Source organism: Homoserinimonas sp., from assembly GCF_056262345.1.
In genome coordinates this window covers 1-13,561 of sequence record NZ_JBACFR010000086.1, presented here as the reverse complement: position 1 = coordinate 13,561, position 13,561 = coordinate 1, and the positions used below count along the sequence as shown (strand labels likewise).

The 13,561-nt window shown below is 63.7% G+C and carries 13 protein-coding genes and 1 tRNA gene; 6 read left to right on the top strand and 8 right to left on the bottom strand.

The features are described from left to right. The first annotated feature begins 72 nt into the window (after nt 1-72). From AC062T_RS04315 to AC062T_RS04305, 3 genes are read left to right on the top strand one after another with little or no spacing between them, the layout of a single operon-like run. On the top strand, nt 73-882 hold the full coding sequence (locus AC062T_RS04315; RefSeq protein ID WP_476027722.1) for a class E sortase: 810 nt from the start codon (nt 73-75) through the stop codon (nt 880-882). After that, nucleotides 882-1,037: a hypothetical protein gene (locus AC062T_RS04310; protein WP_476027720.1), complete on the top strand. Its 156-nt coding sequence runs from the start codon at nt 882-884 to the stop codon at nt 1,035-1,037. The genes AC062T_RS04315 and AC062T_RS04310 overlap by 1 nt, the downstream gene beginning before the upstream one ends. Further along, nucleotides 1,037-1,675 (top strand): anthranilate synthase component II, encoded by a 639-nt coding sequence (locus AC062T_RS04305; protein WP_476027718.1) that lies wholly within the window; start codon nt 1,037-1,039, stop codon nt 1,673-1,675. Before AC062T_RS04310 ends, AC062T_RS04305 begins: the two co-directional genes overlap by 1 nt. Before the next feature lie 65 nt (nt 1,676-1,740). On the opposite strand, the gene pknB is transcribed toward AC062T_RS04305, so the two are convergent. From pknB to AC062T_RS04270, 7 genes are all read right to left on the bottom strand, one after another. Continuing rightward, nucleotides 1,741-3,432: a Stk1 family PASTA domain-containing Ser/Thr kinase gene (pknB, locus tag AC062T_RS04300; protein ID WP_476027716.1), complete on the bottom strand. Its 1,692-nt coding sequence runs from the start codon at nt 3,430-3,432 to the stop codon at nt 1,741-1,743. 120 nt (nt 3,433-3,552) lie between these two features. Further along, the gene (locus AC062T_RS04295) at nt 3,553-5,256 is read right to left on the bottom strand and encodes a protein kinase domain-containing protein (protein WP_476027714.1); all 1,704 of its coding nucleotides are present in this window, start codon (nt 5,254-5,256) and stop codon (nt 3,553-3,555) included. Further along, entirely contained in the window at nt 5,253-6,692 is a 1,440-nt protein-coding gene (locus AC062T_RS04290; RefSeq protein WP_476027712.1) for a peptidoglycan D,D-transpeptidase FtsI family protein, read from the bottom strand. The genes AC062T_RS04295 and AC062T_RS04290 overlap by 4 nt, the downstream gene beginning before the upstream one ends. A 1-nt stretch (nt 6,693) precedes the next feature. After that, complete coding sequence (locus AC062T_RS04285; RefSeq protein WP_476027724.1) at nt 6,694-8,064, bottom strand: FtsW/RodA/SpoVE family cell cycle protein; 1,371 nt, start codon at nt 8,062-8,064, stop codon at nt 6,694-6,696. Nucleotides 8,065-8,071: 7 nt separating this feature from the next. Then, nucleotides 8,072-9,310: a Stp1/IreP family PP2C-type Ser/Thr phosphatase gene (locus tag AC062T_RS04280; RefSeq protein ID WP_476027710.1), complete on the bottom strand. Its 1,239-nt coding sequence runs from the start codon at nt 9,308-9,310 to the stop codon at nt 8,072-8,074. A gap of 2 nt (nt 9,311-9,312) precedes the next feature. Next, a complete protein-coding gene (locus AC062T_RS04275) occupies nt 9,313-9,834 on the bottom strand; it encodes an FHA domain-containing protein FhaB/FipA (protein ID WP_476027708.1) in 522 nt (173 codons plus the stop codon). Beyond that, nucleotides 9,835-10,548, bottom strand: coding sequence for an FhaA domain-containing protein (locus tag AC062T_RS04270; protein WP_476027706.1), 714 nt, complete (start codon nt 10,546-10,548; stop codon nt 9,835-9,837). A 132-nt stretch (nt 10,549-10,680) separates the two neighbouring features. On the opposite strand from AC062T_RS04270, the gene AC062T_RS04265 reads away from it, so the two are divergent. The 3 genes from AC062T_RS04265 (at nt 10,681) to aroQ (ending at nt 12,076) form a co-directional block, all read left to right on the top strand. Further along, a tRNA-Leu gene (locus AC062T_RS04265) sits at nt 10,681-10,763 on the top strand. A 125-nt stretch (nt 10,764-10,888) separates the two neighbouring features. Beyond that, a complete protein-coding gene (locus AC062T_RS04260; protein WP_476027704.1) occupies nt 10,889-11,578 on the top strand; it encodes a TetR/AcrR family transcriptional regulator in 690 nt (229 codons plus the stop codon). A gap of 45 nt (nt 11,579-11,623) precedes the next feature. Beyond that, nucleotides 11,624-12,076: a type II 3-dehydroquinate dehydratase gene (gene aroQ, locus AC062T_RS04255; protein ID WP_108514544.1), complete on the top strand. Its 453-nt coding sequence runs from the start codon at nt 11,624-11,626 to the stop codon at nt 12,074-12,076. A 22-nt stretch (nt 12,077-12,098) separates the two neighbouring features. Here aroQ and nhaA read toward each other — a convergent pair whose 3' ends face one another. Continuing rightward, the gene (nhaA, locus tag AC062T_RS04250; protein ID WP_476027701.1) at nt 12,099-13,427 is read right to left on the bottom strand and encodes a Na+/H+ antiporter NhaA; all 1,329 of its coding nucleotides are present in this window, start codon (nt 13,425-13,427) and stop codon (nt 12,099-12,101) included. Nucleotides 13,428-13,561: the final 134 nt, after the last annotated feature.

Below are 13,561 nucleotides of genomic sequence, written 5' to 3'. Positions count from 1 at the left end.
GCGTCGGTCTTCGAGTTCGTCGATCTGGCCATGTGCAGATTCTAGCCGGATACCGTCGCTAGAATCGCCCCTATGGAGCCGAGCGAGGTCGAAGCTCGCCCCGAGCGCCCTCTGCGCGTCGGGCGCGTGAGCGTGTTCGGAGTGCTCGGGGAGCTCTTTGTGACTGCTGGCGTTCTCGTATTCCTCTTTCTGGGTTGGCAGCTCTGGCTCAACGACATTCTCGTGGGGAACGAACAGCGCGACAGCGCTGTGGCGCTCAGCGAGTCGCTCTCTGAGGCGGCAACAACCGCTCCTCCGGCCGAGACGACGGCGCCCACTGCACCGCCCGTGGAGTCGGATGCCTCCGTCGACCACGGCGATCCGCCCGTGAGCACGGTTGCCGTCGCCGGTGGCAAAGCTTTTGCGACCCTCTACATCCCGCGATTCGGCAGTGATTACATTCGGGTGATCGCAGAGGGCGTGAGTCTCACCCAGGTGCTTAATAAGAAGGACCTCGGTGTGGGCCACTACCCCGAAACGCAGCTGCCGGGCGAGGTGGGCAACTTCGCCCTCGCCGCGCATCGCACAACCTGGGGTGCTCCGTTCAAGAAGGTCGGCGAACTCCAGGTGGGCGACGCCATATACGTGCAGACCGTGGACGGCTGGTACACCTACCGCTACCGCAATCTGGAGTACGTGCGACCAACGGGTGTGGGGGTAATCGAACCGATTCCTCAGGCTCCCGGCGTTGCACCGGGGGAACGGTACATCACCCTGACGAGCTGCAATCCACTGTTCTCTGCGGCTGAGCGCATTGTCGCCTACGGCGTTCTCGAAGCGTGGCAGCCAGCATCCGCGGGAATGCCGGCAGAGCTCGCTGCCCTTCAGGGGGTGGGCGCCTGATGTACGCTGCCCTGTGGAGATTGTTGCCCGGCCCGCTCTGGGTGCGCATCGTCTGCGCGGTCGCCATTGTGGTGCTCGCGCTTCTCGTCCTCGTGCTCTGGGTATTTCCCTGGGTTAATTCCTTCATCAGTGTTCCGGAGGTGACGGTTCAGTAATGACCCGGGTACTCGTCGTCGACAATTACGACAGCTTTGTTTACACGCTCAACGGCTATCTGCTGCAGCTTGGCGCGGAGACCGACGTTGTGCGCAACGATGATTTCGCAGCGGAAGATGCTGCACAGCGCATCGCCGATTACGACGCGGTGTTGCTCTCTCCCGGGCCGGGTACGCCGGCCAATGCCGGAGTTTCGATCCCGATCGTTCTCGCGGCACTCCAGAGCGGGACTCCTCTGTTGGGAGTGTGCCTTGGCCACCAGGCAATTGCCGAGGCGCTGGGCGCTACCGTCACCCACGCCGATGAACTCATGCACGGCAAGACGTCGATGGTCACCCACGACGACAGCGACTTCTATCGCGACGTTCCCCACTCCTTTAGGGCAACGCGGTACCACTCGTTGGCCATTGTCGACTCGACCGTTCCCGCCGAGCTCATCGTGACATCCCGCACCGATGGCGGCGTGATCATGGGCGTTCGCCACGAAAGCGCACCGATCTATGGGGTGCAGTTCCACCCCGAGTCCGTACTCACCGAGGGTGGGCACGCGATGCTGGCCAACTGGCTTTCTGTAGCGGGACTTGCCGAGGCTCGTGAAACCGCGAAGGGACTGAGCCCCCTGGTCAACCTGGCCTAGGCAATCTCGCCCGAGCCGCCAGCGAGAGCTGCGCTAACGAGAACGGCGCTAGTGGGAGCTTGGGGCTATCCCGAGCAATAGGTGATCGTGATGGTCGACCGCTGCGGGTGATCGCCGGGCGCGAGGCTCTGCCCGGTCACGGTGAGACCGGAACAGTTCTGATCGGGGTTGGCGACCACGCTCAGTTGCAGGGCGGAGAGCGTGCCGTTTGCCGTGTTGATGGGCTGGCCGACCACTGAGGGCACGGTGACGAGCCCGCTCGAGACGATGAGGTTGACGGTATCGCCCTCTTGCACGACGGTGCCCGCCTCGGGATCGCTGCGCAGGACCGTTCCTGCCGCGACCGTAGACGAGTTCTCCTGCGTCGACGACCCGGGCTCAAGCGAGCGGTCTAGTAACGCCTGCCGGGCCGCTTCTTCGGAGAGGTTGGTCAGTTGAGGGATCGACACGGATGCTGGCCCCTGCGATACGTAGACCTTAACGACCTGCTGGGGAGCGACGCGCCGGCCGGGTTCTGGGTCGGTGCGGATGATCTCACCCCGCTCGATCGTGTCGTCCGCGACGTCGAATCGTGACGCGACAAGACCCTTGCTCTCAAGGGTTGCGGCCCCGGCATCGAACTGGGCGCCGACGATGTCGGGAACCTCCACGGAGATAGTGGACCCAAGGTCGGGGGACTGCAGGCTAACCAGCCACATACCCAGCGCGGCGAGTACGGCGATGAGCAGGGCGATGCCTGCCCAGATCCACGCAACGGGCGGCCGGGACTGCGTGCGAACCGCCCGCTCTGTGCCCTCGGATGAAAACTGACGTAGTGCGGAGTCTGAGCTGGTGACGGCGGTGGGAGCCGCACCAAAAAGGGTTGAGTTGAAGTCGCCACCCGCAGCCTTGCGGTGGGGGATCTCACCCGATGCCGCAGTCTCGAGCTCGTCGCGGAACTCCGAGGCCGTCTGGAACCGCTCGAACTTGTCCTTGGCAAGCGCATGCAGAACGACCACATCGAGCGCGGGAGAAACTTTGGGGTTCAAGGTGCTCGGGGGTACGGGCGCCTCGCTGATGTGCTGGTACGCGACCGCAGCGGCGCGTTCCCCGCGGAACGGCGGCTGGCCCGTAAGCATCTCGAACAGCACGATGCCGGTGGAATACAGGTCGGTGCGGGAGTCGACCGTCTCGCCGCGGGCCTGCTCTGGAGAAAAGTATTGGGCGGTGCCGAGAACCCTGCTCGTGTCGGCAACCGTTGCGGAGTTGTCACTAACCGCTCGCGCGATGCCAAAGTCCATGACCTTGACCTGGCCGCTCTGGGTGACCATGACGTTGCCGGGTTTGATGTCGCGGTGCACAACGAGGGCGCGGTGGCTGTATTCGAGGGCGGTGAGGATGCCGTCGGCAATGCGAACGGCTTCCCTGGGCTCGAGGGGGCCGTCGGCGATGATGTCTTTGAGCAGGCGACCATCGACGTATTCCATGACGATGAAGGGAACCTGGGTCTCGTGACCGTTGCCATCCGTGACGGTTTCTTCGCCGGCGTCGTAGACGCGAACGATGGTGGGGTGCGCCATGCGGGCGGCCTTCTGGGCCTCCTCGCGGAACAGCAACCGAAAGTTGGGGTCGGTGGCGAGGGAGGGCTTGAGGAGCTTGATGGCCACTCGGCGCCCGAGGCGGTTGTCGATGCCGACGTGCACGTCGGCCATGCCGCCGTGCCCTATGAGCTTTCCAACCTGATACCTGCCAGCAAGGAGGCGAGTATCTTCAGTCACGTTCTATCTCCAGATTGTTCGGCCGACGCAGTGAGTCTAACGGGTGGCCCCTGGGTGCCACGCCCGCGCGATTGTGCCGCGCGCGCGGCTGCCCTGGGCGACGGCCGAATAAGTGAGGGGCTAGGGGATTGTGGGGACGGGAGGGGTCGGCGCGCCCGCTTCAGGCTCGGTCACCTGCACAACAACGGCGGGGGAGGGCGGAGACGCCGTTCCCGAGCATTCGGCAAGGTAGGTGATGGTGAGGTTGCCAGCAGTGTCGGGCGCTGTCAGCGTGACGTTCGAGGTGTTGGCCGCGAGGGGGTTGCCGGAGTAGGCAGCTCCATTGACGAACACACGGTACGCCGTGCGGCTCGTCCCCGGTGAGCAGCCCTGGTAGCTCGGCCATGTGATCGTCACCGATCCGCCAGCTACGACGGTCGTCGGGGTTGCCGTTGGCGCTGAGGGCTCGGTGGGGGCGGGGATGTTGGCCCACAGCTTTACCGTGACTACCGTTCCCTTGCTCAACGAACCCGTGGGGTTGATGTCGTAGACGCGACCGACGTTATCGGGGTCTGTCGCGACATTTCCGGTGCTGATGTCGGGGGCAAGATCAAGTGCTTCGAGGGCCGCGCGGGCTTCTGCCTCGGTCATACCGACGAAATCGTCTTTGTTAATCGTGACCCTATTGCTCGATGGGCTTGGGGATGGCGAAGGCTTGGGTGTTGCCGACGTCGACTTCGATTCGGAAGGCTCTGGTTCCTCACCGGAGTTCACCGCGAACGCGATGATTACGCCAATGAGGGCAAGGAGCAGCACCGAGATGATGACGATCAGGGGGATCGTCCAGGGATTGCGCTCCTTCTTTTTCTCCTCTTCAGCAGCGACAGCGGCCGATCGGGTCATAGGAGTCGTGCTGGGCGTCTGGAGAACACGCGTGGCGGCATCATCCGTCGCCCCCGCCGCCAGCAGGCTCGTAAAGTCGGAGGCACCAGCAACAGCGGGTACCGCGGCGATAGCGCCAGCGACATCGCCGCGTCGCAGGGCCTGCGCGGCCCTGGCCAGGTGCGCAGCGGTTGCGGGCCGCTCGGACGGGCTCTTGGCGATGCAGGCATAAACGAGATTGCGAACCGGCTCGGAGATCGTGGAGGGCAGGTCCGGTGGCTGCTCGTTGATCTGAGCCATGGCGATGGCGACCTGCGATTCGCCCGTGAAAGGACGGCGGCCAGCGAGGGCCTCGTAGGCGACGATGCCGAGCGAATAGATGTCGGTCGTGGGCGAGGCTGGGTGGCCGCTCGCCTGTTCCGGCGAGAGGTACTGCACTGTTCCCATGACCTGGCCGGTCGCCGTGAGAGGAACCTGGTCGGCGATGCGCGCAATGCCGAAGTCGGTGATCTTGACGCGACCGTCGGGAGTGATGAGAAGGTTGCCCGGCTTGATGTCGCGGTGCACGAGGCCTGCCGCGTGGGCGGCGTGGAGTGCCGACGCCGTCTGCGCCACGATGTCGAGCACGCGGTCGGTGGAGAGCACACGCTCGCGCTCGAGAATTGTGGAGAGAGCCTCGCCAGGGACGAGTTCCATCACCAGGTAGGCGCTGCCCTCTTCTTCTCCGTAGTCGAAGACGTTGGCGATGCCCTCATGGTTGACGAGCGCGGCGTGCCGGGCCTCTGCCCTAAAGCGCTCGAGAAACCCCGGGTCGCCGAGATATTCGTCCTTGAGGATCTTGATGGCTACCGTGCGGCCGATGACCAGATCGGTCGCCTGCCACACTTCGCCCATGCCGCCGATCGCAACGCGACTGGACAGCTGGTAACGCCCACCGAAGGTGAGGCCACTAGTGGGTCTCATTTGTTCAGCACCGCCTCAATTACCTTCTTCGCAATGGGCGCGGCGACCTGATTGCCGAACCCCGAACCGTTCTCGACCACCACGGCGATCGCAACCTGCGGATCAGCGGCAGGCGCGAATCCTGTAAACCAGAGAGTGTTGGGAACCCCCTCGGAATTCTGTGCTGTGCCAGTCTTTCCGCCCACGTCTACCCCGGCTATTCTCGCATTACTCGCGGCACCATTGGCGACGTTTGCGACCATCAAATTTACGAGTGTCGCCGCTGTGGATTCACTGATCGGCGTGCTGAAAACTGAGGGATCGAATCCGACAAGCTCGGTGAGATCCGCTGCGAGAATCTGCTCAACGAGAGTGGGCTGCATAAGCCGCCCCCCGTTGGCGACGGCGGCGCTGATCATGGCGATCTGGAGCGGAGAGGCGCGCACGTTGTATTGCCCGAAGGCCGAGAGCATGAGCTCGGCATCCGATTCGGGCTCGGGGTAGACGCTTGGGGTCGCCGGCATCGGAATCTTGACGGACTTGCCAAAGCCGAACGACTCGGCGTAGTCAGCAATCGTCTCGTAGCCGAGGTCGAGCCCGATCTGGGCAAATGCGATGTTGCACGATAGGCGAAGGGCCGTGGCCAGAGTCACCGTTTCGCCCCCGCCGCAGTTGCCGCCCTCGGCGTTCGAAATCACCGATGAACTCTGCGGAAGCTGCAGGGTCGGCGGGTTGGGCACCGTGGAGTCCGGGGTGAAAGCGCCACTATCGATCGCTGCCGCAGTGACAAGCACCTTGAAGACGGAGCCCGGGTGATAGAGGGCGCCCCCGATAGCGCGATTATCCAGGGGCTTGTTGGGGTCGGCGTTGAGCTGCTCATAGGCCGAAATAACCTCGGCCGTGTTGTGGCTAGCCAGAAGGTTGGGGTCGTATGACGGCTTCGACACGAGGGCGAGGATGGCACCCGTTGCCGGGTCGAGGGCAATGACGGCGCCGCGGTAATCGCCCAGGGCATCCCAGGCGGCCTGCTGAACGACCGGATCGATCGTGGTCTCGACTGCTGCCCCCTTGGGGGACTGACCCGAGAAGATCGCGGCGACCTGGTCGAAGAACTGGTCGTTCGCCGTGCCAGAGAGGTAATCGTTGAGCGCGCCCTCGAGCCCCGTGCTGCCCTGGTTGAGGGTGAAGTACCCCGTGACGTGGGCATAGACCTCGGGGTCGGGGTAGACGCGCAAGAACTTGAAATCGTCGTCGACGGGAACCGACTCAGCGATGGGGGTGCCATTGACGAGGATTGGTCCGCGCTCGGCCGAGAAGCTTTCGTAGAGGGTGCGGACATTGCGGGAATCTGCCCGCAGATTGTCCGCCTGGACGACGCTGATGATCGTGCCCGAGCTGAACAGAGCAAGAAACATGACCAAAACGACGATGCTGACGCGCTTGAGTTGAGTATTCACGTCACACCACCAATCTCGGTTGGCTGCGGATGGTGTCGGAGAGCCGCAGAAGCAGGGCGGCGATGATCCAGTTGGCCACGAGAGATGAACCTCCGGCCGCGAGGAACGGCGTCGTCAACCCGGTCAGGGGGATCACGCGGGTCACGCCGCCGATGACGATGAACACCTGGAGGGCGACCACGAACGACAGGCCAACGCCGAGAAGACGACCGAAATCATCCTGGGCGGAGAAGCCGATGCGAAAACCGCGGGAGACGAAAAGAAGGTACAGGCACAGGATGGCGAACAGACCAGCCAGGCCGAGCTCCTCGGTGAGGCTTGCCACGATGTAGTCGCTGTTGGCCAGGGGGATGAGGTCGGGACGGCCGAGCCCGAGCCCCGTGCCGATGAGCCCGCCATTAGCAATGCCGAACAGCCCCTGAACGAGTTGGTAGCTTCCCCCGACCGCGTCGTAGACCTCGGGGTTGAAGGGATCGAGCCACCCACGAAAGCGACCCTCGACGTAGCCGAGTGTCGTTCCGGCGACGACTGCCCCGCCAAGAAAGAGCCCGAGGCCCAAGAACACCCAGCTTGCCCGGCCCGTTGCGACATAGATCATGACGAGGAACATGCCGAAGTAGAGCAGCGACGTACCGAGGTCGCGTTGGAAGATCAGCACGACCATGGCCGCGGCCCAGATCACCAGGATGGGGCCGAGGTCCCGGGCGCGGGGAAAGCGGATGCCCAAAAACTTCTTGCCGACCATCGAGAGGCTGTCGCGGCTGTCGACGAGATAGGCGGCGAAGAATATCGCCAGGGCGATCTTGGCGAGCTCGCCGGGCTGGAACGTGAAGCCACCGACCTTGATCCACACCTGCGCCCCATAGACCCGGTGACCGAGACCCGGCAGCATGGGCAGCAACAGCAGCACAATGCCTGAGAACATGGCGATGTAGCGGTAGCGCTGAAGCACCCGGTGGTTGCGGATGACCACGACGACACCGATGGCGATGGCCATGGCGAGTGCCGACCACGCGATCTGTCGAACACCCGCAGACTCCCAGCCCGACACGCCATCGGCCAAGTCGAGGCGGTAGATCATGGCGATGCCGAGCCCATTGAGCACCGTCACGATGGGCAGGATGAACGGGTCGGCCTGCGGGGCGACGATGCGCAGCGCGATATGCATGGCAAAGACCAGAACCGCGAGGCCTCCACCCAGGGCGATAACGCTCGTGTCGATGGAACCGACAGCGCCGAGCTGAACCAGAGCCATCGCCGCCCCGTTGATCGCACACGCAACCAGGAGCAAAACCAGCTCGAGGTTGCGGAGCCGTGCTGGCATCCGCAGGGTCACGCGAACGCCCGCGGTTGGCGGGTTCGCGGGGCTCATCTTGGCGTCAGGGGCTGTCATCTTCCAACCTCGAGATGATGCTGCGGGCCGACGAAAGGTTCGGGGCCGAAATCGTGTCGAGTACTCGCTGCTGCTCAAAGGTCGACAGGTCATCGATGCGGATGCTTGTCTCCTCATAGACCTCGGAGAGCGAGATCGGGCCGATGGTCTGCTGAACGCCCTTGTAGATCGCGACGGTGTTGCCGTTGGCGCCCACGTAGTACCGTGACTGGGTCCAGCGGTAGCCGACCACGAGCCCCGTGACAATGAGGGCGATCACGAGGCCGACAGCAACGAGCCACGACACGCGCCGACGGGTGGCCCGGCGCCGATCTTCGCGGATGAGCTCCTGCAGGAACTCGTCCGACTCAGGCTCGAAGTGGCTGTCTTCTGGGAGGGCCTTGAGCGGATGCAACAGCAGGGTGGGCAGGCGAAGCGGCTTGCGAGACGGGTCGGCTGCGAACTCGAGGGGCAGCGCGGCCGAACCGACCAGGACGGGTGGGTTGGCGGCAGAATCGCCGGTCTTATCGATGTCGGCGATGACCACGGTCACGTTATCGGGCGCGCCCTGGTCGAGGCTCTCGCGCACGAGGCGTTCGGCGGCATCCCGCGGCGAGGGGACAGACGAGAGAACGGCGGCGATCTTCTCGTCGGTGACGTAGCTGCTGAGACCGTCGGAACAGAGCATCCAGCGGTCGCCTGGTTCGATATCGACGACGGCGGTATCGATCTCGGGAGAGGCTTCGACATCGCCGAGCACCCGCATCAGCACCGATCGCCGGGGGTGTACCGCGGCTTCTTCTGCCGTGATGCGGCCGCTATCGACGAGTCGCTGAACGAAGGTGTGGTCAACCGTGACCTGCTCAAGCACGCCGGAGCGGTAGAGGTAGAGGCGAGAGTCGCCGATATGGGCGAGGGCAAGCTGATTGCCCACGCGCACGATGGCCGTGACAGTCGTGCCCATACCCGTGAGCTCGGGATGGTCGAACACGGTTTCGGCGATGAGTGAGTTTGCGGCCACAAGAGCCGACTGCAGGGCGAACTCAGCATCGTGGGCCGAGGTGAATGGGCGGTCGGCCTCCATGATGCGTTTGACCGCGATTGCCGAGGCGATGTCGCCACCGGCGTGGCCGCCCATGCCGTCCGCGACGACAAACAGTTGCCGGCCCGCGTAGCCGGAATCCTGGTTATTGGCCCGGATCTTGCCGACGTGAGACACGGCGGCGCTCTTGACGGTCGTTGACACGCCTACCGCCGCAACTCGAATGTCGTTGTGCCGATCTTGACCGAAGCGCCAACCGGCACCGGGGTGGGGGTGGTCACACGCTTTCCTTCAAGAAACGTGCCGTTGGTGGAATCAAGATCTTGGATGACCCAGTCATCGCCCCACAGCATGAGGCGCGCGTGGTGGGTCGACGTGTAGTCGTCCCGGATGACGAGGCCGCTGTCCGACGATCTGCCGATCGTGAGGGGTTCATTGCCGAGGTGGAGCTCAAGGCCCGCCTTGGCGCCCGACGTGATGACGAGCCGCTTGGGAGTGCCAGTGGGTGCACCGCTCGGTGCCGCGGCGGGGCGGGGAGACGCGGCCGCTGCTGGTGCCGCCGCCAAAGGCGAGGAGTCGAAGCTGTTGGTGGCGGCCTGACCTGCGGGGAGTCGGCGGACCCGGTCACCAAAGAGATCGGACCGGAGGGCATAGACCACGGCGAAGACGAAGGCCCAGAGGATGAGCAGAAAGCCCAACCTCAACAGGAGCAACGTCAGCTCGCTCATCTACCGTCCTCGTTGCTCGTCTGCACGCCCATCGGCGGGCCCGCTCGGTGCTGCCTGAGCAAGCACGCGGAAAACGATACGGGTTCTGCCGATAGAAATCACGGAGTCGGGCGCGAGGGGAGCTTTCGACACGCGATTTCCGTTGAGTTCTGAGCCGTTCGTCGAACCCAGATCGTTAACCTGGGCGCGAGAACCATCCCACAGAATCTCGACGTGCTTTCGCGAAATGCTGCTGTCGTCCACCGTGATGTCGGCATCGCTGCCCCGGCCAATCACGGTGCGGGAACGCGTGATCGGGTAGCGCTTGCCGTTGATATCGAGCACGGGCGTCCAGGTGACAGCGCCCTTGACGTTGGCGGAATCGACGTTGATGATTCCCTCGGTGAGCGAAGGATCCTTGGCGAGGGTGATGGAGATGCCGCCAGCGAACTGGTAGTTCTGGGCGGTTGCGTGCTGCTGCACAAGGCTGGTGAGCTCGTCAATGAGAGCTGGCCCGATGGACATCATCCGTGCATGATCGGCAGGCGACAAGCGCACGACGAACGTGTTGGGTACCAGGATGCGGTCACGCGAAACGATCGCAGCGTTCGTGTCGAGTTCACGCTTGAGGGCGCTCGTGATCTCAACGGGTTGGACCCCGCTTTTGAACGTTCGAGCGAACGCGCCGTTGACAGCACGCTCAAGCCCCCGTTCAAAGCTATCCAGAAGTCCCACTGGTTATATTCCTTCGCAACAAATGATGCATACCGCCGCCCTGGCATTGACGATGTTATCCGTATTGGCTGGGGTCGTGGCGGGAGTGACCGCAAAGAGAGTGCTGCGCATTGTGATAATCTCGCTGAGTCTGCGCGAGTGGCGGAATGGTAGACGCGCTGGCTTCAGGTGCCAGTACTCGCAAGGGTGTGGGGGTTCGAGTCCCCCCTCGCGCACACAGGTGATGTCGCAGGACATCGCACACGGCTGGACCCCCGGAGACGGGGGTTCAGCCGTTTCTCGTTTGCGGGGTACCTTGCCCGTGGCGCAGGTCGTCGCTTTCTGATTAAGTGAGAGAACTGTGACAACTCACCTGGGCGATGCAACTCTCGCCACCACCGAAGCAACCCCCGATGCTCGCCGTCGCGACCCGGAACGCACGCGGGAGGACATCCTCACCGTCGCGACCGCCGAGTTTGCGGCCGAGGGCTATACGGGCGCGCGCATTGACGATATTGCCGCCCGCACCCGCACCACGAAGCGGATGATCTACTACTACTTCGGCTCCAAAGAGGGCCTCTACCTTGCGGTGATGGAGAACGCCTACACGGGCATCCGCACCCTGGAGCGAGAGTTGGATATCGAAGGGCTCGGCCCCGTCGACGCCCTGCGTGCCCTGGCCGAGCACACCTACGATCACCACACGTCGCATCCCGATTTTGTGCGGCTCGTCGCGATTGAGAACGTGCACAGGGCGGAGCACATCACCCGCTCTGCGGTGATCCATGAACTCAATTCCACGGCGATCGACACCCTCGAGCGCATCTTAAAACTCGGGGTAGAGGCCGGCCTTTTCCGGGCCGACGTCGACGCGCTCGACGCCCACATGATGATCAGCTCGTATGCGATCTTTCATGTGGCCAACCGATATACGTTCCGCGCCCTTTTCGGCCGCGACCTTCTCGACGACGAGCGTCACGAGCACTACCGGGCTCTCGCTGGAGATGCGATCGTCGCGGCACTCACCGACGTGCGCCAGACTGGGACGTAGAAGCGCAACGCTTCACCCACATCAGACCACGTCGAAAGAGTTCCGATGTCTGCAGAACAGCCCATCATCCTCGTGCTTAACGGGCCGAATCTCAACATGCTGGGCACTCGCGAGCCCGCCAAGTACGGCAGCGAGACCCTGCTGGATGTCGAAGCTAAGGTGGCCGCCGCCGCCGCCGACCTCGGGGTGACCGTGGAGTTCGTTCAGAGCAACCACGAAGGTGTTTTGGTCGACACCATTCAGGCGGCCCGCGGACGTGCCTCTGGAATTGTGTTGAACGCGGGGGCGTACACCCACACCTCAGTGGCCATTCGCGATGCGGTTTCGGCCGCCGAGGTGCCCATGGTCGAGGTTCACATCACCAACGTCCACGCCAGAGAGGCGTTTAGGCATCACTCCTACCTCTCCGACGTCGCGGCAGCCGTGATCGCCGGTGCGGGAACGCTCGGCTATGTCTTTGCGCTGCAGTACCTCGCCGAGGCCGCACGCTCCCGCTAACCGCGTCAGCGCGGCCGGGCCGCTACTCGCCCCTCTGGTAGCTGTCGGGGATTCCGTCGGCGTTCTCGTCGATCAGGTCTTCTGCGGCAATGGCCTTGTAGTGGCGGTTGCGGGCGATGAGCACGATGCTGCCGAGAAGGGCCGCGAGGAGCGAGGCGCAGAGGATGCCCACCTTGGCGTGATCGTTGAGCACGCCGTGCCCGAAGCTCAGCTCCGCAATGAGTAGCGAGACGGTGAACCCGATTCCCGCGAGCAGGCCGACGCCGAGCAGGTCGATCCAGCGGAGCGATTCGTCGAGTTTGGCCCGGGTGAGCTTGGAGAGCAGCCACGTGGTCCCCAGGATGCCGATGGGCTTGCCCACGACGAGGGCCACGATGATGCCGATCGTGATGGTGTCAGACAGCGACGCCGTGAACCCCTCAAGCCCGCCGATAGCGACCCCCGCCGCGAAGAAGGCGAACACGGGAACCGCAAAACCAGACGATAGGGGGCGGAATCGGTGTTCGAACTGTTCGGCGAGCCCGGGACCTTGCTCCGGAGCACCGCTAGCACCCGCCTTGTGGAGGACGGGTACCGCGAATCCGAGCGCTACGCCCGCGATAGTGGCATGGATGCCTGTGGCGTGAAGGAGCGCCCACATGACCGCGCCGATCGGCAGGAGAATGACCCACGCCATCCACCGGTGTCGGGCGAACGCGTCTCGGAATACCTGCGCCAGCACGAGGTACACGAGGAAGGGAATGAGGCACAGCAGAAGCGGAACGATCTGGATCTGCTCGGTGTAGGCGATGGCGATGATCGCGATGGCGATCAGGTCATCAACGACAGCCAGGGTGAGCAAGAAGAGCCGAAGGGCCGTCGGCAAGCTCGATCCGATGATGGCGAGAACGGCAACCGCAAAAGCGATGTCGGTTGCCGCTGGAGTAGCCCACCCGCGCAACGATTCCGCGTTGCCCCAGTTGATGGCTACATAGATGAGCGCGGGAAACACCACTCCACCGAATGCGGCAGCAACGGGAACCAGGGCCTTCGAGGGATTGCGTAGATCCCCGGCGACAAACTCCCTTTTGAGCTCAAGGCCAACGAGAAAGAAGAAGATCGCCAAAAGGCCATCGCTTGCCCACTGACCGAGACTCAGATCGAGGTGCCAAGGCTCGTATCCGAACCGAAAATCGCGCAGAGCAAAATACGAATCGGCGGCAGGGGAGTTCGCCCAGATCAGCGCGATCACCGCGGCGACGACAAGAATTGCACCGCCAACCGTCTCTCGACGCAGGATCTCGCCGATGCGCACGGCTTCTGAGTAGCGGCCGCGGGAGAGCAGGCGAGGGCGTACGGGAGAGGTGTTCATAATGCTCCAGCTCGGGAGGTCAACAAAGAAATGCCGACCAGACTTCCCGGCTCACCGCCCCATATGTTACGCCCAATCTTCAACGGTCGGAACTGCGGTCCGCTGGCAGGTTGACGCAAATGTGGGCGTACCGG

Coding starts and splice junctions, on each gene's coding strand:
- AC062T_RS04315 (WP_476027722.1), top strand. CDS start 73: ATGGAGCCGAGCGAGGTCGAAGCTCGCCCCGAGCGCCCTCTGCGCGTC.
- AC062T_RS04310 (WP_476027720.1), top strand. CDS start 882: ATGTACGCTGCCCTGTGGAGATTGTTGCCCGGCCCGCTCTGGGTGCGC.
- AC062T_RS04305 (WP_476027718.1), top strand. CDS start 1,037: ATGACCCGGGTACTCGTCGTCGACAATTACGACAGCTTTGTTTACACG.
- AC062T_RS04295 (WP_476027714.1), bottom strand. CDS start 5,256: ATGAGACCCACTAGTGGCCTCACCTTCGGTGGGCGTTACCAGCTGTCC.
- AC062T_RS04285 (WP_476027724.1), bottom strand. CDS start 8,064: ATGAGCCCCGCGAACCCGCCAACCGCGGGCGTTCGCGTGACCCTGCGG.
- AC062T_RS04275 (WP_476027708.1), bottom strand. CDS start 9,834: ATGAGCGAGCTGACGTTGCTCCTGTTGAGGTTGGGCTTTCTGCTCATC.
- aroQ (WP_108514544.1), top strand. CDS start 11,624: ATGTCTGCAGAACAGCCCATCATCCTCGTGCTTAACGGGCCGAATCTC.
- nhaA (WP_476027701.1), bottom strand. CDS start 13,427: ATGAACACCTCTCCCGTACGCCCTCGCCTGCTCTCCCGCGGCCGCTAC.